Annotated in this window: 24 protein-coding genes; 19 read left to right on the top strand and 5 right to left on the bottom strand. The window is 52.8% G+C overall.

What is annotated here, in order from left to right; all coding sequences use genetic code 11:
* The first annotated feature begins 133 nt into the window (after positions 1 to 133).
* Positions 134 to 1054, top strand: coding sequence for a ribonuclease Z (gene rnz / locus NSQ22_RS12290; protein WP_008879743.1), 921 nt, complete (start codon positions 134 to 136; stop codon positions 1052 to 1054).
* Here rnz and namA read toward each other — a convergent pair.
* A complete protein-coding gene (namA, locus tag NSQ22_RS12285) occupies positions 1051 to 2073 on the bottom strand; it encodes an NADPH dehydrogenase NamA (RefSeq protein WP_008879742.1) in 1023 nt (340 codons plus the stop codon). The genes rnz and namA overlap by 4 nt on opposite strands.
* 138 nt (positions 2074 to 2211) lie before the next feature.
* Complete coding sequence (gene proI, locus NSQ22_RS12280; protein WP_099233611.1) at positions 2212 to 3051, bottom strand: pyrroline-5-carboxylate reductase ProI; 840 nt, start codon at positions 3049 to 3051, stop codon at positions 2212 to 2214.
* Between the two features lie 490 nt (positions 3052 to 3541).
* On the opposite strand from proI, the gene NSQ22_RS12275 reads away from it, so the two are divergent.
* Both NSQ22_RS12275 and NSQ22_RS12270 read left to right on the top strand, forming a co-directional pair.
* Complete coding sequence (locus NSQ22_RS12275; protein WP_029761030.1) at positions 3542 to 4513, top strand: MBL fold metallo-hydrolase; 972 nt, start codon at positions 3542 to 3544, stop codon at positions 4511 to 4513.
* The gene (locus NSQ22_RS12270) at positions 4504 to 5292 is read left to right on the top strand and encodes an SDR family oxidoreductase (protein ID WP_099233373.1); all 789 of its coding nucleotides are present in this window, start codon (positions 4504 to 4506) and stop codon (positions 5290 to 5292) included. The genes NSQ22_RS12275 and NSQ22_RS12270 overlap by 10 nt, the downstream gene beginning before the upstream one ends.
* Before the next feature lie 60 nt (positions 5293 to 5352).
* Here the strand turns inward: NSQ22_RS12270 and NSQ22_RS12265 are convergent, their stop codons facing one another.
* Together NSQ22_RS12265 and NSQ22_RS12260 are read right to left on the bottom strand one after the other, a co-directional pair.
* Positions 5353 to 5550 carry a YqzH family protein gene (locus NSQ22_RS12265; RefSeq protein WP_008879738.1) on the bottom strand — a complete coding sequence of 66 codons (198 nt, stop codon included), beginning with the start codon at positions 5548 to 5550 and terminating at the stop codon, positions 5353 to 5355.
* Positions 5551 to 5623: 73 nt separating this feature from the next.
* A complete protein-coding gene (locus tag NSQ22_RS12260) occupies positions 5624 to 5842 on the bottom strand; it encodes a CDGSH iron-sulfur domain-containing protein (RefSeq protein WP_008879737.1) in 219 nt (72 codons plus the stop codon).
* 82 nt (positions 5843 to 5924) lie between these two features.
* On the opposite strand from NSQ22_RS12260, the gene NSQ22_RS12255 reads away from it, so the two are divergent.
* The 4 genes from NSQ22_RS12255 to NSQ22_RS12240 all read left to right on the top strand — a co-directional run bounded on the left by NSQ22_RS12255 (position 5925) and on the right by NSQ22_RS12240 (position 8197).
* Positions 5925 to 6269, top strand: a complete 345-nt coding sequence (locus NSQ22_RS12255) for an iron-sulfur cluster biosynthesis family protein (protein ID WP_008879736.1) — start codon at positions 5925 to 5927, stop codon at positions 6267 to 6269.
* Entirely contained in the window at positions 6259 to 6498 is a 240-nt protein-coding gene (locus NSQ22_RS12250; RefSeq protein WP_008879735.1) for a YqkC family protein, read from the top strand. The genes NSQ22_RS12255 and NSQ22_RS12250 overlap by 11 nt, the downstream gene beginning before the upstream one ends.
* Before the next feature lie 238 nt (positions 6499 to 6736).
* Positions 6737 to 6982 carry a YqkE family protein gene (locus NSQ22_RS12245; protein ID WP_008879733.1) on the top strand — a complete coding sequence of 82 codons (246 nt, stop codon included), beginning with the start codon at positions 6737 to 6739 and terminating at the stop codon, positions 6980 to 6982.
* A 15-nt stretch (positions 6983 to 6997) separates the two neighbouring features.
* Positions 6998 to 8197 (top strand): MFS transporter, encoded by a 1200-nt coding sequence (locus NSQ22_RS12240; protein ID WP_008879732.1) that lies wholly within the window; start codon positions 6998 to 7000, stop codon positions 8195 to 8197.
* A 265-nt stretch (positions 8198 to 8462) separates the two neighbouring features.
* Here NSQ22_RS12240 and NSQ22_RS12235 read toward each other — a convergent pair whose 3' ends face one another.
* The gene (locus tag NSQ22_RS12235; RefSeq protein WP_029761027.1) at positions 8463 to 9383 is read right to left on the bottom strand and encodes an aldo/keto reductase; all 921 of its coding nucleotides are present in this window, start codon (positions 9381 to 9383) and stop codon (positions 8463 to 8465) included.
* A gap of 106 nt (positions 9384 to 9489) precedes the next feature.
* Here NSQ22_RS12235 and NSQ22_RS12230 point away from each other — a divergent pair, with 106 nt between their 5' ends.
* The 12 genes from NSQ22_RS12230 to spoIIAB all read left to right on the top strand — a co-directional run bounded on the left by NSQ22_RS12230 (position 9490) and on the right by spoIIAB (position 19605).
* The gene (locus tag NSQ22_RS12230) at positions 9490 to 10044 is read left to right on the top strand and encodes an NUDIX hydrolase (protein ID WP_339263546.1); all 555 of its coding nucleotides are present in this window, start codon (positions 9490 to 9492) and stop codon (positions 10042 to 10044) included.
* On the top strand, positions 10041 to 11231 hold the full coding sequence (locus tag NSQ22_RS12225) for an endonuclease Q family protein (RefSeq protein WP_008879729.1): 1191 nt from the start codon (positions 10041 to 10043) through the stop codon (positions 11229 to 11231). The genes NSQ22_RS12230 and NSQ22_RS12225 overlap by 4 nt, the downstream gene beginning before the upstream one ends.
* A 182-nt stretch (positions 11232 to 11413) precedes the next feature.
* Entirely contained in the window at positions 11414 to 12076 is a 663-nt protein-coding gene (spoIIM, locus tag NSQ22_RS12220) for a stage II sporulation protein M (RefSeq protein ID WP_008879728.1), read from the top strand.
* 97 nt (positions 12077 to 12173) lie between these two features.
* On the top strand, positions 12174 to 12626 hold the full coding sequence (locus tag NSQ22_RS12215; RefSeq protein ID WP_008879727.1) for a Fur family transcriptional regulator: 453 nt from the start codon (positions 12174 to 12176) through the stop codon (positions 12624 to 12626).
* A gap of 101 nt (positions 12627 to 12727) precedes the next feature.
* Positions 12728 to 12940 carry a YqzK family protein gene (locus tag NSQ22_RS12210; RefSeq protein WP_008879726.1) on the top strand — a complete coding sequence of 71 codons (213 nt, stop codon included), beginning with the start codon at positions 12728 to 12730 and terminating at the stop codon, positions 12938 to 12940.
* A 6-nt stretch (positions 12941 to 12946) separates the two neighbouring features.
* Positions 12947 to 13843, top strand: coding sequence for a site-specific tyrosine recombinase XerD (xerD, locus tag NSQ22_RS12205; protein ID WP_008879725.1), 897 nt, complete (start codon positions 12947 to 12949; stop codon positions 13841 to 13843).
* A 143-nt stretch (positions 13844 to 13986) separates the two neighbouring features.
* The gene (deoB, locus tag NSQ22_RS12200; protein ID WP_008879724.1) at positions 13987 to 15174 is read left to right on the top strand and encodes a phosphopentomutase; all 1188 of its coding nucleotides are present in this window, start codon (positions 13987 to 13989) and stop codon (positions 15172 to 15174) included.
* 42 nt (positions 15175 to 15216) lie between these two features.
* Positions 15217 to 16038 carry a purine-nucleoside phosphorylase gene (locus NSQ22_RS12195; protein WP_008879723.1) on the top strand — a complete coding sequence of 274 codons (822 nt, stop codon included), beginning with the start codon at positions 15217 to 15219 and terminating at the stop codon, positions 16036 to 16038.
* Positions 16039 to 16056: 18 nt separating this feature from the next.
* Entirely contained in the window at positions 16057 to 17358 is a 1302-nt protein-coding gene (locus NSQ22_RS12190; protein WP_011887742.1) for a pyrimidine-nucleoside phosphorylase, read from the top strand.
* A gap of 154 nt (positions 17359 to 17512) precedes the next feature.
* Positions 17513 to 18688 carry a D-alanyl-D-alanine carboxypeptidase family protein gene (locus NSQ22_RS12185; protein WP_008879720.1) on the top strand — a complete coding sequence of 392 codons (1176 nt, stop codon included), beginning with the start codon at positions 17513 to 17515 and terminating at the stop codon, positions 18686 to 18688.
* 125 nt (positions 18689 to 18813) lie between these two features.
* Positions 18814 to 19164 carry an anti-sigma F factor antagonist gene (gene spoIIAA, locus NSQ22_RS12180; RefSeq protein ID WP_008879719.1) on the top strand — a complete coding sequence of 117 codons (351 nt, stop codon included), beginning with the start codon at positions 18814 to 18816 and terminating at the stop codon, positions 19162 to 19164.
* Complete coding sequence (spoIIAB, locus tag NSQ22_RS12175; protein ID WP_008879718.1) at positions 19165 to 19605, top strand: anti-sigma F factor; 441 nt, start codon at positions 19165 to 19167, stop codon at positions 19603 to 19605.
* Positions 19606 to 19616: the final 11 nt, after the last annotated feature.

Here is a 19616-nt window from a genome sequence, read left to right as displayed (position 1 = left end):
AATCATTGTAGAGATTTGCCGGCTGGAACGCAAACATTTTACCGCTTCTTTGTGTAAAAGAAAGTTGAAAAGCGCTCGGCAACATTGTACGCTAACAACAGGCAATGATGACCGAGACAAGGAGTGAATGAGCTTGGAATTGTTGTTTTTAGGCACCGGCGCCGGCGTGCCGGCGAAAGAGCGCAACGTGTCATCCATCGCTTTGCAGCTGCTCGAAGAACGGGGGGCGACATGGCTGTTTGACTGCGGCGAAGCGACGCAGCACCAAATTTTGCATACCGCCATTCGCCCGCGCCGCATCGAGCATATTTTCATTACTCATTTGCACGGTGATCATTTATTTGGATTGCCCGGCCTGCTCGGCAGCCGCTCGTTTCAAAGTGGTGAGACGCCGCTGACCGTCTTCGGTCCAAAGGGCATCCGCCAGTTTGTCGAAACCGCGCTCACCGTCAGCGGGACAAGGCTTCGGTATGAATTGAACATCGCTGAGATCGACGAAGGTGTCATCTTTGACGATGAACGGTTTTCCGTGACCGCGAAGCGGCTCGACCACGGCATGCCGTCATACGGATTTCGCGTCGCAGAAAAAGATTTGCCCGGGCCGCTTCTTGTCGACCGGTTAAAGGCGCTCGGCGTCCGCCCGGGCCCGATTTACCAACAAATTAAGCAAGGCAAAACGGTCGTACTTGAGGACGGCACCGTGCTTGACGGGCGCGAGTTTGTCGGCCCGCCGCAAAAAGGAAGGATCGTTGCCGTTTTAGGTGACACCCGCTTTTGCGAAGCGGCAATCGAACTGGCGCATGAGGCCGATGTCGTCATCCACGAGGCGACGTTTGCCGCGGCGGAACAGCGGCTTGCCCGCGATTATTTCCATTCAACGACTACGGACGCGGCCGAAGTGGCGAAACGAGCCGGAGCGAAGCGGCTCATTTTAACTCACATCAGCTCGCGCTACCAAGGTGAAGCGGCGCTCAAGTTATTGGAGGAGGCGCGCCGCGTGTTTCCGAACACCGAGCTCGCCGCCGATTTTGCTTCATTTTCGATTCCGCGTTAAAATCGCCAGCCGCGCTCGTATTGCACCGGCGCTTCAATTTTTACGCCAAGTTCTTTAGCGGCAGCATACGGCCAATACGGGTTGCGCAGCAGTTCACGTCCTAAAAAGACAAGGTCGGCGCGGCCGTTATGCAACACTTCTTCGGCCTGCCAGCCGGAAGTGATCAGGCCGACGGCGCCGGTCGGAATGCCTGCTTCGCGTCGGATGAATTCAGCAAACGGCACTTGGTAGCCAGGATAGACGTCAATGCGCGCCGGTACAACAGCGCCGGAGCTGACGTCGACAAGGTCGACCCCTTGTTCTTTCATCCGCTTGACGTACGGGACATAGTCTTTCACCGTTAGTCCGTCCGGATGGTAGTCAGATGCCGAGATGCGGACGAACAGCGGTCCGTCCCACACTTCACGGACAGCGTCGATCACCTCGCCCAAAAAGCGGTACCGGTTTTCCGGCGAGCCGCCGTATTCGTCTTGACGCCGGTTGGACAGCGGCGATAGAAATTCGTTAATAAGGTAGCCGTGGGCGGCGTGGATTTCAATTACGTCAAACCCGGCTTTTTTCGCCCGCCGCGCGCCGTCTTGGAACGCCTGCACCGTCTCTTCGATGTCGGCTTTCGTCATTTCTTTCGGTGTTGGCGATGATTCATTGAACGGAATGGCGGACGGGGCGATGATTTCTCCCGGCACTTCCGACTTTCTTCCGGCGTGAGCGAGTTGGATGCCGATAGCAGCTCCATGCTCTTTCACGAGTCCAACGAGTTCGTGAAGCCCATGGATATGATCATCGTCCCAGATGCCTAGGTCGTGTTCAGAAATGCGGCCTTGTGGCGTAACGCCGGTCGCCTCGACAATGATGAGGCCGACTTGGCCGATCGCGCGTGCCGGGTAGTGGATTTTATGCCATGTGCGTACCGTGCCGTCTTTCGTGTCGCACGAGTACATGCACATCGGCGACATAACGATCCGGTTTTTCAACGTTAGCCCGCGAGTTGTATATGGCGAAAACAATACCGTGTTCATGACAATCCACTCCTTTCTATGCGAATGAACGGTTCATGACTGAATGATAGCATGCTGCCGGTCAAAAAACAAAATGAAACGGTCCGATGATTTGCCCAACTCGATACAAACAGCCTCGGCGTTTAACGGTGTGTTCGGTTATGATTCAGCGATCGCAGTGAGCAAGGCGTTGCCGAGTTCTTCGGAACGGGCGGTCGCCCGGCGGATGCAGGCGGCGATAGCCTCTTGAAACCGGTATTGCTCAAGCATTTTGATGCCGGCTTCGGTCGTGCCACCCGGGCTTGTAACCTCACGGCGCAGGACGGACGGGTGTTTGTCGGACGCTTTTAACATTTCCGCTGCGCCGATGATCGTCTGTAAAATGAGCGTTTTCGCCACATCGCGCTCGAGGCCGATGTCGGCGGCCGCCTTTTCCATCGCTTCAACCAAGTAGTAGACGTACGCTGGTCCGCTTCCCGATAGGCCGGTGACCGCATGCAAATCGCGCTCCGGCACGATGGTCACAATGCCGACCGTTTCAAACAGCTGTTTTGCCGTTTCAAGATGCTGCTCCGAGGCGAAACGCCCCCCGGCGATCGCGGTGGCCGATAAGCCGACGGCTGCGGATGTGTTTGGCATGGCGCGCACGACGGCGACATCACGTCTAGCGAGCTGTTCGATCGTCTCGGTTGTGACGCCGGCAAGTAATGAGAGAATGAGCTGGTTCGGACGAATGGCCGGCGCAACAGCGGCCATCGCTTCGGCAACATCTTTCGGTTTCATGGCCAAAATAACGATGTCTGCATGTTGGACAGCACGTTGTGCGTCTTGGGCGGCATGGACGCCGTATGTGCGCTTGAGTTCTTCAAGCCGGGCGCGGTTTTGTCGGTTTGTCACGACGATTTGCGTCGGATGGCAAAACGTTTTCGTCATGCCGGCGATGAGCGCTTCCGCCATCGAGCCGGCACCGATGAAGGCGATGGACCGAGTTGTTGTCATCGCATTCACTTCCTTTCCTTGTTGTCCAGCAAAAGAAAAAGGTTTCCCGTCCTGCAAAAGGACGGAAAACCTTCGTTTCCGCGGTACCACCTTTTTTGGCTGATTTGGCCTGCGCCAAACGAGCCCAACTTTGCCCCGATAACGCAGGGGAAGCGTTTAGGTTGGCCTAACAGCTCCTAGGGTAGGTTCAACCGCAAAGAGGGCAGCGAAGCCTTCCAGCCGCGGGCTTCGCTCTCTGGCTGCCGTTTCCGGTTTACTGGCCCTGTTCATCGCCGGTTTGGCTGTATCGTGATTTTATTTGTCATTATGCCGCGGGACAGGCATGATTGTCAAGAGAGGAGAGTGAATTTTTTTGCAATTTCAGCACACGGAAGAAAAAGGCATGACAAACGAACGAAATCGTTGTAAACTACAATATAATGAATAGCCATTCATTTTGATTAAGTTTGAGCGGGAGCATTTATGAACTTAAGGGAAAGAAGGGAATGTGATGAACAAGGAGCGAGTGCATCGGATCACGGTGCCGACGCCGTTTCCGGTCGGGGATGTGCATATGTACGTGATTGCCGGCGATCGGTTGACGTTGGTCGATGCCGGGGTGAAAACAGAGGAAGCGTGGCAGCAGTTTGTGCAGCGTCTGAGTGAGATCGGTTATCGGCCGGAAGATATCGAGCAAATCGTCATTACTCATCATCATCCGGACCATGTTGGTCTGCTTGATTATTTTCCGCATGCGCCGATCATCGGCCATCCAAAAGCCGATCCGTTTTTGCGCCGTGAACGCGCGTTTGTAGAGCGGTACGTTCAATTCTTTGAGGAATTTTTCTCTGAATGCGGTGTCGACCGCCGCTTGTTCAGCCAACTGTCTAAAGAAGGCGGATCACTTCGCTATGCAAGCCGACGGGCGATCGATATCGCTGTCACGGAAGGGGAATCGGTGCCGGGATTGCCGCACTGGCGTGTCATCGAAACACCGGGGCATGCACAAAGCCATATCGCGCTCTATCGCGAGGATGACGGATTGCTGATCGGCGGCGACCATTTGCTTTTGCATATCTCCCCGAACCCGATGATGGAGCCGCCAGCTGAAGGGGAAACGGAGCGGCCGAAACCATTGTTGCAATATAACGAATCGCTTGAAAAAATGTTACAGTATGATATCGACCGCTCGCTAAACGGCCACGGTGACGATACGACTGACATTCCCGGTCTGGTCCACGAACGGCTTGCTAAGCAACGCCAGCGCGCCGAGCGGGTGCTCGACATGGTGAAAGAACGTCCGCATACCGTGTTTGACGTGTGCCGAAAACTGTTTCCTACTGCTTATGAACGCCAACTGATGCTGACGATGTCTGAGACGATCGGCCAGCTTGACTATTTGGAAGTAAACGGTTATGTGCGGAAAAAGCAGGAAGATGGTCATTACATTTATGAAGCGGCGGGGGTGTCGGTGTGCGGTTGAAGGGCCGTCATGTTGTCATTACTGGAGCGTCAGGAGGCATTGGTGAGCAAATCGCCTATGAAGCGGCGCGACAAGGGGCGGTGCCGGTGCTGTTGGCGCGAAATGTTGAGCGGCTTAAGGAAATAAGCGCCCGCATCAAAGCGCAATACGGCGTATCCGCGCTGCACATGGAGCTTGATGTGAGCGACCGTGAGATGGTCGAGGCGGTATTTTCTCAGCTGCTTAAGGAGCTTGGTGGCATCGATGTGCTTGTCAATAACGCTGGCTTTGGCGTTTTCCGCTACATCGAAGACATTGATTTGGCTGAGATGGAAGCAATGTTTGCCGTCAACGTCTTCGGTGTTATTGCTTGCACGAAGTCGGTGTATTCCCATATGAAAGAGCGGGGAAGCGGCCATATTATCAACATCGCCTCGCAAGCGGGCAAAATCGCAACGCCAAAGTCTAGCGTTTACTCGGCGACAAAACATGCTGTCATCGGGTTTACTGACAGTTTGCGCCTCGAAGCGAGCCGGTTTGGCGTGTTTGTCACCGCTGTCAATCCCGGACCGGTCGAAACTCGATTTTTTGATTTAGCGGATGAGACAGGCGATTATGTGCGCAACGTGTCGCGCTGGATGCTTCGACCGGAAGCGGTGGCAAAGCGCGTCGTAGCAGTGATGATGACTCCAACGCGCGAAGTGAACATGCCGGGCTGGATGGATGTGGGCAGCCGGTTGTACCGGCTCGCCCCGGGTCTTGTGGAAAAGGTGGCGAAACGGGCATTTTTCCAAAAGTAAACGGCTGCCCTTAGTACAGAGCCAGCCGTTTCATTTTTATGGAAGAGTTGTCGGTCTCAATCATGCGCTCGTAATAAATCGGTAAACAGCGTCATGAACAAGCTCGTACATGTTAGTGTTTTGCTGTTTTTCTTTGGCGGCGGCGATATGGGCGCAAAGGTCGCGCCACTCGTCTTCGCTAAGCGGCATCATCTCATCGTCATAGCCGTAGTGACGCAAGCAGTTGCGCACTTGTTTTTGCAGCCATCGTTTATCCATTGACTCCACCGTCCGTTACGAAACTCGCATAAGGAAGTGATTGCTTTTCGGAATGAGAGGGAACGGGCGCTTCTTACTGTTCATCCGTTTCCGGCGAAGGGGCGCGGACGATCGACTGAAAGCGCCCTTTATGCGAGCCGTCGCAAAACGGCTTGTTGTTCGACAGCCCACAGCGGCAGAGGGAAAACGTTTGTTTTGTTACAAACGGCTTTCCTTCGCCGTCTAAGAGCTCGACATCGCCGGTGATGCGGAGCGAGCCGTTGTCATTGACTTTGATTTGCACTTTTGCCATCAGGTTTTCCTCCTTTTCATTTTGACAGTGTTATGTGCCAACAGGTAGAATAATAAAGAAACAAACGGAAAAAGGAGCAACGATGAGCGTGAACATCACGTTTACTGATGCAGCAAAAGAAATGCTTACCCCTATTGTAGCCGAATCGGGGCGGCAGTTAAAGCTCAAATATGACACGAACGGCTGCGGCTGTTTAGTCGACGGCGTGCCGGCGTTATGGCTCGTTGACGAGGCCGATGAGGACGATCTTGCCGTTGAGACGAATTTCGTTCCGGTGCTTTTAGAGCGGTCGCGTCTCATCTTTTTTGATGAGACGATGACGATTGATGTTAAGCCGGGGACGACCGTCTTTCAGCTAAAAAGCCCCGGGCAAATGCTGAATGGGCATATGCCGCTTGTGAAGGTGGGATCTGGCGATGAACGGTAAACTTCGGCAGCTGGCGGAGACGGCGAAGCAAAAAACATGGGTGTCATTCACCCATGAAAACGACCCGTACAGCTTGCTTCATTGGTCGGTCGCCGGTCCGTACCACGACAAAAAAGACGTCTGGCTTTTGCAAAATGAGATGACATTTGAGACGAAAGAGTTTGCGACGCTTGATGACGCGATTGCTTGGCTTGGCGAGCATATGCCGCATATTACTGAAGTGCTGTAAAAACCGTAACCCGGTCGGTTACGGTTTTTCTATCGTCCGCCTATTATTGCGGGCTGTTTTGCCGTTTTGTCGGATGGATCGCTTTTTCTAGATCTTCTTTGGCGATCATTGGTTTGACTGTATCGGCAGACGGCTTTCCTTTTTGGGCGCGGTTTTTGGCCACTGGTCATCTCTCCTTTTCGATGTTGTTTAGTTGTATCGTTTGACAAATGGGCGGCCGTTATGCAAGGGGGTGAAAATGGTGAAGAAGCATGCGGGGCGGAAAAAGAGGCAAGAGCAGCAGACGGTGACGCTTGCCGATCGAGTCGGCGCGGACGTCGAAGCGAAGTTGCTCGCGAAAAAGCGGGCGCTTGCCGAGGAAGAACAGCGGCGGCGGGCAGCGGAAGAAGCGCGACGCCGCGAGGAAGCGCGCCGACGCGATGAGCAGAAGTCGTTTGCTGAGCTGCTTGAAGAAAGTGAACTTGATTGGCGCAAGTTTAAATGAAGGGGGAAAAGATAGATGAGGCAAAAAAGTGCGGCGGCGAGTACAGCGACTTCTTCGGTATTCATGGTGGCCGCAGTCGTCGTCTTAGCTGCCAACTTGCGCGCACCGATCACTACGGTCGGCCCGCTCGTTCCTGAACTGCAGCGGGAGCTTGGCCTTTCCTACGCCGCTGCCGGGGCGCTAACGACGATTCCGCTGTTGGCGTTTGCTTTGTTGGCGCCGGCGGCGGCTACGTTTGCCCGCCGGATCGGGATGGAGCGAACGCTGTTTTGTTCACTCGTCGTCTTGCTCGTAGGCGAACTCATCCGTCCGCTGGCAGGCAGTTTCTGGCTGTTTGCCGGTACAGCGCTCATCGGTGCGGCGATCGCTGTCAACAATGTCCTCATGCCAGCGCTTGTTAAAGACGCGTTTCCTATGCGTGTTGGCTTAATGATGGGGGTTTATACGGTGACGATGAACGTCAGTGCCGCCTTTGCTTCCGGTCTTGCTGTTCCGCTTGCTGACGGGTGGGGGATTGGCTGGGAAGGAGCGTTTCGCTTTTGGGCGTTGCTTACTCTGGTCGCAATTGTAGTCTGGCTGCCGCAAATTTATCGATGGAAATCCGCTAGCGCTCCATCGGGAAAACGACGTTCGTCATTTTGGCGTTCATGGCTTGCTTGGCAAGTGACGTTATTTATGGGAATGCAATCATTTTTCTTTTATTGCGTGATTACGTGGCTGCCAGAGCTTGGGCAAGGCAAAGGAATGGCGGCCGATACGGCCGGCTGGTTATTGTTTTTCTTCCAATTTGCCCAGCTGCCGATGATGTTTTTATCTCCGATGTTGGCCGAGCGGATGAAAGATCAAAAAGTGTTGATCGGTTCATCGGTGCTGTTGAAAGTGGCTGGGATCGTCGCGTTGTTAGTTGGCCAAGGATGGTGGCTGTGGACGGGGGCGTTCTTTGCCGGTGTCGGTGCTGGCATGTCGTTTTCCCTTGCGATGATGCTGTTTACGCTGCGGACGCGCCGCCCGCTAGAGGCTGCCCAACTTTCTGCTATGGCCCAGTTCGTCGGTTACTTACTGGCGGCGGCCGGTCCACCGTTGTTTGGGGCGTTGTACGATAAGGCCGGCCATTTCATCCCCTCCCTCGTTTTACTGTTGATTGTCTGTGCCGCCATGATGGTGTTCGGTTTGGGGGCGGCAAAGGACAAGTATGTGGATGATGATGTTGTGTAGTGGGAGGGGCGAAACAAGACGTATCGCCTGACTCATATAGGCAGAAAAAAGAGCCCGTAAGCGGCCGTGCTGGCGCCTTGGGCTCTTCTTTTTGTTTAGCTGCGATGCTGGCGGTCGTTCATCGGCTCGGCAGCTATTTTTGGCACGATTATGCTGCGCCCGTGCGGACATTTCGTATTGGGGTACGATTCGTTTTGCAGGCAACGTGATGCCAATCTGTTTCCCGTGAGCTAAGTTGGGTGGTTTCTTATGTCGTCGTCTGTGCTTATCGGTGCATTTCGTACACCGAGCGCTTCGTCGCTTGTTTTAACCATTCGTATTCATCAGCGTCAAGCGGCAGCGCGGATGCGGCAGCGATGTTTTCCGCCAGCTGCTCAAGCCGGCTCGCACCTGGAATGACGGCGGCAACGACCGGATCATACAAGCAAAACTGGAGCGCGGTCGCAGTTAACGAACGGCGTTCCCCGGTTTTCTCTTTCAGCCTCGGGATGAGTGCTTGCAGTTCACTGTACGAGTAGTCGAGATAGCCGTGTTCTTTCACCGCCGCTCCTGCCGCTTCGAGCGGGCGGTCAGTAAGCAAGCCTTTAGCGACCGGACCGCGGGCGATGACGCTGATGTTATGCTCGCGCAAGAGAGGGAACCACTCTTCCGGACGGCGGTCAAGCAGGCTATATTGCATCATGACGCTGACGATATTTGAACGCTTCACATATTCGCGAATGACGTTGGGACGGATCGAGGAAATGCCGTACCAACGAATGACTCCTTCTTGCTTTAACTCTTCAAATGCCGCAATCGTCTCGTCGATCGGGTCGTCAATCGTGCCACCGTGGAGCTGGTATAAGTCAATGTAGTCTGTTTGCAGGCGGCGCAGGCTGTCTTTGACGGCTTGCTTGATATATGCTTTGGACGGATCCCAATCCCAACCGCTTCCGTCCGGTCGCCAACGGTTGCCTACTTTGGTGGCGATAATCACTTGATCGCGTTTTCCTTTCACCGCTTTGCCGACAAATTCTTCGTTCAGGCCACGGTCGTACAAGTCGGCTGTATCCAAATAGTTGATGCCGCGATCAAGCGCTTCGTGAATGAGGCGGATCGCCTCGCGTTCATCGGTGCCAAGCGACATGCAGCCGAGTCCGATTTCGCTCACATACAAATCCGATGTACCGATGCGTCGTTTGTTCATTGCGTTACGCTCCCTTCTTAATGATCATTGTACAACAGGGGCGAAAAAATGGCCAAATATGTAGTACAATGGAAAAGAATTTATCAATGGATAGGGGAGAATAAGAATGGATCAGTTGTATGAAAAAACGATCCGCCAAGAAAAATTATTCAGCGGACGCATCATCGAACTGTATGTTGAAGAGGTGGAGCTGCCAAACGGGAAAACGAGTCGGCGCGAGGTGATTAAACATCCGGGGGCGGTAGCGGTGTTGCCGCTCTTGCCCGATGGGAAGATCATCCTCGTCCGTCAGTATCGAAAAGCGCTCGAGCGCGCATTGGTTGAAATTCCGGCGGGCAAGCTAGAACATGGGGAAGAGCCGCTCGCTTCCGCACACCGCGAACTTGAAGAAGAAACCGGCTACCGCGCCCAATCGATGCACCACCTCATTTCGTTTTATACATCGCCCGGATTTGCCGACGAGCTCATCCATTTGTACGTCGCCGAGGGGTTGGAAAAAGTCGAAGATGGTGCCGGTTTAGATGAAGATGAATTTGTTGAACTGCTGGAAGTGACGTTAGAGGAGGCGCTGGATATGCTTGAACGACGTGACATTTATGATGCTAAAACGGCGTATGCCTTGCAATATTTGCAGCTGCGCCGCGCGCTTGAGAAACGATGACTAACGGAAAAAACGATGGCGTCCTCGGCCGCTATTACGCTGATTTACATATTCATATCGGCCGCACCGCTTCCGGCCGTCCGGTGAAAATTACTGGGGCACGGACGTTGACGCTTGCGAACATTTTGCATGAAGCGGCGCATGTGAAAGGAATCGATTTGGTCGGTGTCATTGACAGTCATGTGCCGGAAGTGCTTGATGAGCTCGAACGGGCCATGGATGAACATGGATGGTGCGAACATCGTGAGGGCGGCATTAGTACCGGGAAAGTGACCTTGCTTTTAGGCAGCGAAATCGAAGTGTATGACGACCGTTGCCACGGACCGATTCATGTCCTCGCTTTTTTGCCGACTGTTCAAGCGATGCGCGCATTTTCCGCTTGGCTTGGCAAGCGGGTGAAAAACGTATCACTCAGCTCGCAGCGCATTTATGCTTCAGGGCGCGAGCTGCAAGCAGCGGTAAAAGAGTGGGGTGGCTGGTTTATCCCGGCGCATGCGTTCACTCCGTTTAAAAGTTTGTACGGAAAAGGAGTCGAACGCAGTTTGACGGAAGTGTTCGACCCCGATCAAATCGACGCCATTGAGCTTGGATTGAGCGCCGATACGTCAATGGCTGACCAAATCGCCGAATTACACCGCTATCCGTATTTGACAAACTCGGATGCCCATTCATTGCGAAAAATTGCCCGGGAATATGAACAAGTGCAGCTTGCCGCCCCGACGTTTGCTGAGCTGGAAAAAGCGTTCCGCAACGAGGACGGGCGCACAATCATCGCCAATTATGGCTTAAATCCAAAGCTTGGTAAATACCACCGAACGGTGTGCGAGGGGTGCCTGACGCCGGTTTCGCCTGAGGCTGAGCGCTGCCCAGCGTGCGGCCACCATCGCTTTATTAAAGGGGTGTCAGACCGGCTCAAGGAGTTAAAAACGGCGGAGCACGGACCGAAACGGCCGCCGTATGTATATCAGGTGCCGCTTGAATTTATCCCTGGACTCGGCTTGAAGTCGTACGAAAAGCTGCTCAGCCGTTTTGGCACGGAAATGCGCGTGCTGCATGAGGCGACAGAAGAAGAGATAGCCGAGACGGTCGGCCAAAAGCTCGCACGACTGATCGTTCTCGCCCGCAGCGGCGCGCTCGCCATCGAAGCTGGCGGCGGCGGGAAATACGGAAAAGTGCAGGAAAAATGACGGGTGAGAAAACGCCGAGGGCAGGGGACCCACAAAGGAGCGAACGATGGCCGTGCACAGGCGGAGTGATGGTTATTGAAAACGGGGTTGCCGACGGGCAATCCCGTTTTTTTGAAAAACAGTCATATACGAAACGGATGGACATACAATCTACTAAGAGCCAAATAGGAGGACGAAGTACGATGAGAACCCATCCGTTGAAATCGGCCATCGCCGTTCATTTGCGCGAACACGCCTCACTATACGTATTTGTTATCGTCCTATTTTTAATGGGTGTGATTTTTGGGGCCATTGTCGTCAACAGCCTCGGATTTAGCCAAAAGCAAGACTTGTACTATTACTTGACGCAATTTTTTGGACAAGTATCGAAAGACAATTTGGCAAGCGCCCATGATATGTTCCGTCAAAGCTATATGCATAACGTCAAATACATTGCCCTCATGTGGGTGCTTGGCATTTCCGTCATCGGCCTGCCAATCATTTTTATTTTACTGTTCTTAAAAGGGATTGTCGTCGGCTTCACGGTCGGCTTTTTGGTCAACCAAATGAGCTGGCAAGGATTTTTATTGTCGTTTGTATCTGTCATGCCGCAAAACTTGATCGTCATTCCGCTCATGATTGTAATGGGTGTGATTTCGATTTCGTTTTCCTTGCAAATGGTGCGCAACCAGTTTATGAAGCGGCCGCACGAGCCGGTATTCCCGATGATCATGCGCTATGCGGCAGCGATGGTGGCGATCGCTGCAGGGTTGCTCGTTTCCTCGGTGGTGGAAGCGTACCTCTCACCGGTATTGATGAAACAGACGGTCAAATGGGTGGTTAATTTAATAAATATTATTATATAATAATCATTATTTTTATCTTATAATAGTCATTTTACTTTGATACTTACCTTATACATTTGCTATAATGGGAGGTGAATGGCGAGGGAGGAATGAAAAAATGGAAGATCGTGTGGAACGAATTAAGAAGCAGCTGCACTCGGCCGGCTACAAGCTGACGCCGCAGCGGGAAGCGACGGTAAGAGTCCTGCTTGAACATGAAGAAGACCATTTAAGCGCTGAAGACGTCTACCTCCTCGTAAAAGAAAAATCTCCAGAGATCGGGCTGGCGACCGTTTATCGGACGCTTGAACTGCTAACCGAGCTGAAAATCGTTGATAAAATCAATTTCGGGGACGGGGTATCGCGCTATGACCTTCGCAAAGAAGGGGCGGCGCATTTCCATCACCATCTTGTCTGCCTCGAGTGCGGATCGGTGGCGGAAATTGAAGAAGATTTGCTTGAGGACGTCGAAGCGATTGTTGAACGGGAATGGAAGTTTAAAATTAAAGATCACCGCTTGACGTTTCACGGCATTTGCCACCGCTGCCAGCAAAAACATGAAGAAAAGTAAAAACCTTTTCCAACGGGAAAGGTTTTTTTGCGTATAAATAGGGAAACAAATGGCATATCCTCATACTAGCAAATGGGCAAGCAGCCGATGGGGAGGGTGCCATGAAAACAGTTTGGCAAATGGTGAAAGTATTTCTTTTGTTTACGGGATGCACCATTTTATTTTATTATAGTCTTGTATGGTTTAATCGCGAGTACGAGTATTATCACCGATACGATGAACCGGAAGGATCGGCGGTGAAAGTATCGACGATCGAACACACGCCTCCGGACTGGCTCAACCGGCTATTATTTTTTTATCGCGATGGGGAGTAGAGAACATTGGAACATGAATTAAAGGATTTCTTGCATTATTTGACGGTAGAGCGGAACTTGGCGCACAATACGATTATTTCGTATGAACGGGATTTAAAGAAATATGTCCACTACTTGCGCGAGGTCGAGCAGCTTGAGGCGTGGGGCGAAGTCGAGCGTCTGCATATTCTTCATTTTTTAAAGTTTTTAAGCGAGCAAGGGCAGTCAGCAAGGACGATTGCTCGACATTTGGCGTCGATTCGTTCGTTTCATCAGTTTTTGCTGCGGGAGAAAATGGCGGCGCAAGACCCGACGGTCCATATCGAAACGCCGCAGTTTGAGCGGACGCTGCCAAAAGTGCTGTCCGTCGAAGAAGTCGAAGCGCTCCTGGCGGCGCCACAGACGAATACGCCGTTCGGCTTGCGTGACAAGGCGATGCTTGAGGTGCTATATGCGACCGGCATGCGCGTCAGCGAGCTTGTACAGCTCAACTTAGGTGACGTGCATTTGACAATGGGGTTTGTCCGCTGCTATGGGAAAGGGCGGAAAGAGCGGATTGTCCCGATCGGACGGATGGCGCTTGAAGCACTTGCCCGCTATTTGGAGTATGGGCGCCCGCAGCTTGTAAATCCGCGCAAGCGGGCAACGGAGGCATTGTTTTTGAACCATTACGGCCAGCGCCTGACGCGACAAGGGTTTTGGAAAATTTTAAAACGTCTTTCCAAAGAAGCGGGCATTGAAAAAGAGTTGACGCCTCACACGCTCCGTCATTCATTTGCGACTCATCTGCTTGAGAACGGAGCCGATTTGCGCGCTGTCCAAGAACTGCTTGGGCACGCTGATATTTCGACGACGCAGATGTATACGCACGTAACGAAAACGCGCCTGAAAGACGTGTATAAACAGTATCATCCTCGTGCCTAGTCACGGCGCACCGCTGATGCTAGGCACACTTCTATTGATCTAGTTGTCAGACTTCTGACCAATACAATAAGGGCGTGTTTTACCGGAAATATGGGAACGATAGGAAGAGAATCTATTTTCACTGCAGGCGGGAGGAATGAATTGTGAACACAACATATCGGCGCGTATTTTTAATTGTGCTCGATTCGGTCGGCATTGGTGAAGCGCCTGATGCTGAGAAATATAACGATAAAGGGGCGGACACGCTCGGCCATATTGCCGAACATCGCGGCGGCTTGCACATGCCGAATATGGCAAAGCTTGGACTCAGTCATATTCGCGAGATTCAAGGGGTGCCGAAAGTCGATCATCCGCTCGCTTATTATACAAAAATGAAAGAGGCATCCGCCGGCAAAGACACGATGACCGGCCATTGGGAGCTGATGGGCCTTCGCATCGACAAGCCGTTCCGCGTTTTCCCAGACGGGTTTCCAGACGAACTGATCGCCGAACTCGAACGGCGTACGGGACGGAAAGTGATTGGCAACAAACCAGCGAGTGGGACGGCGATCATCGAAGAGTTGGGCGAGGAACATATGAAAACGGGGGCGCTCATCGTCTATACATCAGCTGACTCCGTCTTGCAAATCGCTGCCCATGAAGAGGTCGTGCCACTTGATGAGCTGTATCGTATTTGTGAAATCGCCCGCGAGCTGACGCGCGATGAGCCGTACATGGTTGGACGCGTCATCGCCCGGCCGTTTGTCGGAATGCCGGGCCGCTTTGAGCGGACGCCAAACCGGCACGACTATGCGCTCAAGCCGTTCGGCCGCACGGTGATGAACGAGCTGAAAGACGCCGGGTATGATGTCATCGCCATTGGAAAAATCGCCGATATTTACGATAATGAAGGGGTGACGCAGTCGTTGCGGACGGCGTCGAATATGGACGGCATGGATAAGCTCATCGACACGCTCAGCATGGACTTTACCGGGCTCAGCTTCGTCAATCTTGTTGACTTTGACGCTAAGTACGGCCATCGCCGCGACCCGCAAGGATACGGCGATGCGCTTGAAGAGTTTGACGCACGGCTCGCTGAGGTGCTGCCGCGGTTGACAACGGATGATTTGCTGATCATCACGGCTGATCACGGCAACGATCCGGTGCACCACGGGACGGACCATACGCGCGAATATGTGCCGCTTTTAGTGTACAGTCCGCGTTTTCAAGGTGGAAAGCCTCTCCCGATCCGCGAGACATTCGCCGATGTCGGGGCAACGATCGCCGATAATTTCCGCGTCCATATGCCGCCCTACGGAACAAGCTTTTTAGCGGAATTGGCGCAGCAGTGAACAGCCGTCTATGATGAGAACATGTTGTGAGGGGGAAAAGGAATGGATCGACAAGCGATTAAAAAAGCAGCTGATTATTTGCGCCAGCGTATGCCGGCTCCGCCCGTCATTGGCTTGATTCTCGGTTCGGGGCTCGGTGTGCTCGCCGATGAAATCGAAGAGGCGATTCGCATTCCGTATGAAGATATTCCTGGATTTCCAGTGTCAACAGTTGAAGGGCACGCCGGTCGGCTCGTGTATGGCCAGCTTGAAGGGGCGACAGTCGTCGCTATGCAAGGACGGTTTCATTATTATGAAGGATACTCACTTCGCGAAGTGACGTTCCCTGTTCAGGTGATGAAGGAGCTTGGCATCCGCCAATTGATCGTGACAAACGCTGCCGGCGGTGTGAATGAACAGTTTCGCCCTGGCGATTTGATGATTATTTCCGATCATATCAATTTGCTTGGTACGAACCCGCTCATCGGTCCGAACGACCCGGAGATCGGCCCTCGTTTTCCGGACATGACCGAAGCGTACAGCCGACGCCTGCGTCAGCTCGCCAAGGAAGCGGCGGCAAAGCTCGGCGTTTGTGTGCGTGAAGGAGTGTACGTCGCCAACACGGGGCCTTCGTACGAAACGCCGGCGGAAATTCGTATGATCCGTGTGCTTGGCGGTGATGCGGTTGGCATGTCCACCGTTCCGGAAGTCATTGTTGCTCGCCATGCCGGCATCGAAGTGCTTGGCATTTCGTGCATTTCCAATCTAGCGGCCGGTATGACCGACGCCCCGCTTCATCATGACGAAGTCGTCGAAACAGCCGAACGGGTGAAAGCCGACTTTTTGCGGCTTATTAAAGCGGTTGTCGCCGAGCTGGCGAAATAAGGAGAAAAGGTGATCGGGATGAGAATGGTCGATTTGATTGCCAAAAAACGAGATGGGCAGGCGCTGACGAAAGAAGAAATTGAATGGATCATCCGCGGTTATACAAACGGAGACATTCCAGATTACCAAATGAGCGCACTGGCGATGGCGGTATATTTTCGCGGCATGACGGACGAAGAAACGGCGGTGTTGACGATGGCCATGGTGCACTCCGGCGAAGTCATCGATTTGTCAGGCATTCGTGGCATGAAAGTTGACAAACATTCAACAGGCGGGGTCGGCGATACGACGACGCTCGTTTTAGGCCCGCTTGTCGCCTCCGTTGGCGTGCCGGTGGCGAAAATGTCTGGGCGCGGCCTCGGTCATACGGGCGGAACGATTGACAAGCTCGAGTCCGTGCCTGGATTTCACGTAGAAATCAGCAAAGATGAATTTCTCCGGCTCGTCAATGAGAATAAGATCGCCATTATTGGCCAAACTGGCGACTTGACACCAGCTGACAAAAAGCTGTATGCGCTCCGCGACGTGACAGCGACTGTCAACAGCATTCCGCTTATCGCTTCCTCAATCATGAGCAAAAAAATCGCTGCCGGGGCTGATGCCATCGTCTTAGATGTGAAAACCGGCGCCGGGGCGTTTATGAAGGAACTCGACAGGGCACGCGAACTGGCCCGGGCGATGGTCGATATCGGCAAGCGTGTTGGCCGACAGACGATGGCCGTTATTTCCGATATGAGCCAGCCGCTCGGCTATGCGGTCGGCAACGCTTTGGAAGTGAAAGAGGCGATCGCTACGCTGAAAGGAAACGGCCCGCGCGATTTGACAGAACTTTGTTTGACGCTTGGCAGCCATATGGTTTACTTGGCGAAGAAGGCGTCGTCGCTTGATGAGGCGCGCCGCCTGCTTGAAGAGGCGATGCATGATGGATCCGCCATCGCAGCGTTCAAAACGTTTTTGGCGGCCCAAGGTGGCGATCCGTCGGTCGTCGATGACCCGGACAAACTGCCGCAAGCAGCGTATACGTTTGACGTTGCAGCTAGCGAGGACGGTTATGTTGCTGAGATTGTTGCAGATGAAATCGGTACTGCTGCCATGTGGCTTGGTGCCGGACGAGCAAAAAAAGAGGACGAGATTGACTTGGCGGTCGGAATCGTGCTCCATAAGAAGGTTGGCGACCGTGTGCGGAAAGGGGAGGCGCTTGCTACCATCCACAGCAACCGGCAAGATGTGCGCACAGTGGAAGAAAAACTTGCAACTGCCATTCGGATCTCACCGCAGCCAGTCGCTCCGCCGCCGCTCATTTATGAGACGATTGTATAAAGACAAGACCGTGGCTGATGTACAAATTAAAGAAGGCGTCGTTCAAGGAAAAACGCTCGAAACATTCGTTTCGAGCGTTTTTTATTTTGGTTCATTTGTATAAAAATATCTCCATTGGAAAAAATGGCATGTATAAAGAATGGAGGTTTGGGAGATGAAAACGACAGTCATCCGTCTGCTTTTATTGCCGCTTCTTCTTTTCCTTCCCCTTTCTGTATATGCTGAGGAGAAAGAAACAAAGGGGACAAAGACTGAGTTGGCTGATGAGGCGAAGTCGGCCATCTTGATTGAACGCGACACCGGCAAGGTTCTATATGAAAAAAATCCTCATGAAAAACTGCCGCCGGCGAGCATGACAAAAATTATGACGATGTTGTTGATCATGGAGGCGATCGACGAAGGAAAGCTCTCCTACGATGAGAAAGTACGGACAAGCGAATACGCTGCTTCGATGGGCGGATCGCAAATTTTTCTCGAGCCAGGCGAGGAAATGACGGTTGATGAATTGCTGCGTGCCATCGCCATCGGTTCAGCGAATGACGCTTCTGTCGCCATGGCTGAGCGGATTGCCGGATCGGAAGAAGCGTTTGTTGAAATGATGAACGAAAAGGCGAAAGAACTTGGTTTAAAGGAAACGAAATTCGCCAATACGACCGGCCTGCCGGCTGAAGGGCATTACAGCAGCGCCTATGACATGGCCATCATGGCGCGCGAACTGTTGAAATACGAGGGAATTACAAAATATACAAGCAAGTACGAAGACTATTTGCGCGAAAACACCGATAAAAAGTTTTGGCTTGTGAATACTAACCGGCTTGTCAAGTTTTATCCAGGCGTTGACGGGCTGAAAACCGGCTTTACAAGCGAAGCAGGATATTGTTTGACGGCGACGGCGAAAAAGAACGGCATGCGCGTCATTGCCGTTGTGTTTGGAGCGCCGACACCAAAATCGCGCAACGCGCAAATTACCAAAATGCTCGATTACGCGTTTCATCACTATCAAGCCCATCCGGTATACAAGCGCAATGAAACAGTCGCCCGTGTCGATGTCAGCAAGGGGAAACAAAAGTCGGTCGCAGCCGTAACGTCGGAGCCGGTGTCGGTGCTGACGAAAAAAGGGCAGTCAGTCGAGCAAATCGAGAAAGTGGTTAAAGTGAAAGATGGCGTGAAAGCGCCGGTTCGAAAAGGCGATGAGCTTGGCGTCCTTATTTTGAAGCAGGATGGAAAAGAGATTTTGCGCAGCCCGCTTGTTGCCAAACAAACGGTGGCAGAGGCCAGCTTTTGGGATTTGTTTAAGCGAGTGTTCGGCCGTTTCGTTCAGGCTGGGTAATGTCAATTTTTGTGATCTTTTCACTCTCTTTGGCGAACGGTCACTAGTTTTGTCGGGCGGCAGGATTTCCGGAGGGCGACAGCGAAACTTCTCCGTATCCTGAAATGGACAAGGAGGAACGCGCTGTGAGTCTCGCGATCAACTTGGAAGTGAAGCAAGACGTGCTCATCGTTCGCCTCTCTGGAGAGCTTGACCACCATACAGCGGAGGAATTGCGCGAGAAAGTGACGGACGTGCTTGAAAACCGGACTGTGCGCCATATTGTACTTAATTTAGGGCAATTGACATTTATGGACAGTTCCGGTCTCGGCGTCATTTTGGGGCGCTATAAACAAATTAAAAACGTCGGCGGGCAAATGGTCGTTTGCGCTGTGTCACCGACGGTCAAGCGTCTGTTTGACATGTCAGGGCTGTTTAAAATCATCCGCTTTGAAGCAGATGAACAATTTGCTTTGCAGGCACTGGGGGTGGCATAAATGCGCAATGAAATGCACCTCCAATTTTCCGCCCGCAGCGAAAACGAGTCGTTTGCCCGTGTGACGGTGGCGGCGTTTGTCGCCCAGCTCGACCCGACGATAGATGAGCTGACGGAAATTAAAACGGTCGTCTCGGAGGCGGTGACAAACGCTATCATTCACGGCTACAACAACGACCCGAACGGCATCGTCTTCATTTCCGTCGTCATTGAAGACGGTATCGTCCACTTGACGGTGAGAGACGAAGGAGTCGGCATCGCTAACATCGACGAGGCACGCCAGCCGCTGTTTACAACAAAGCCGGAGCTCGAACGGTCAGGGATGGGCTTTACCATTATGGAAAACTTCATGGATGAAGTCGTTGTCGAGTCGGAAGTGAACAAAGGGACGACCGTTTATTTGAAAAAGCATATTGCCAAAAGCAAAGCGTTATGTAACTAAGGGAGACATGC

It is taken from the genome of Geobacillus sp. FSL K6-3411 (assembly GCF_037965715.1).
Classification (GTDB): domain Bacteria; phylum Bacillota; class Bacilli; order Bacillales; family Anoxybacillaceae; genus Geobacillus; species Geobacillus thermodenitrificans.
The sequence above is the reverse complement of the archived record's forward strand: the minus strand, read 5'-3'. Positions and strand labels throughout refer to the sequence as shown.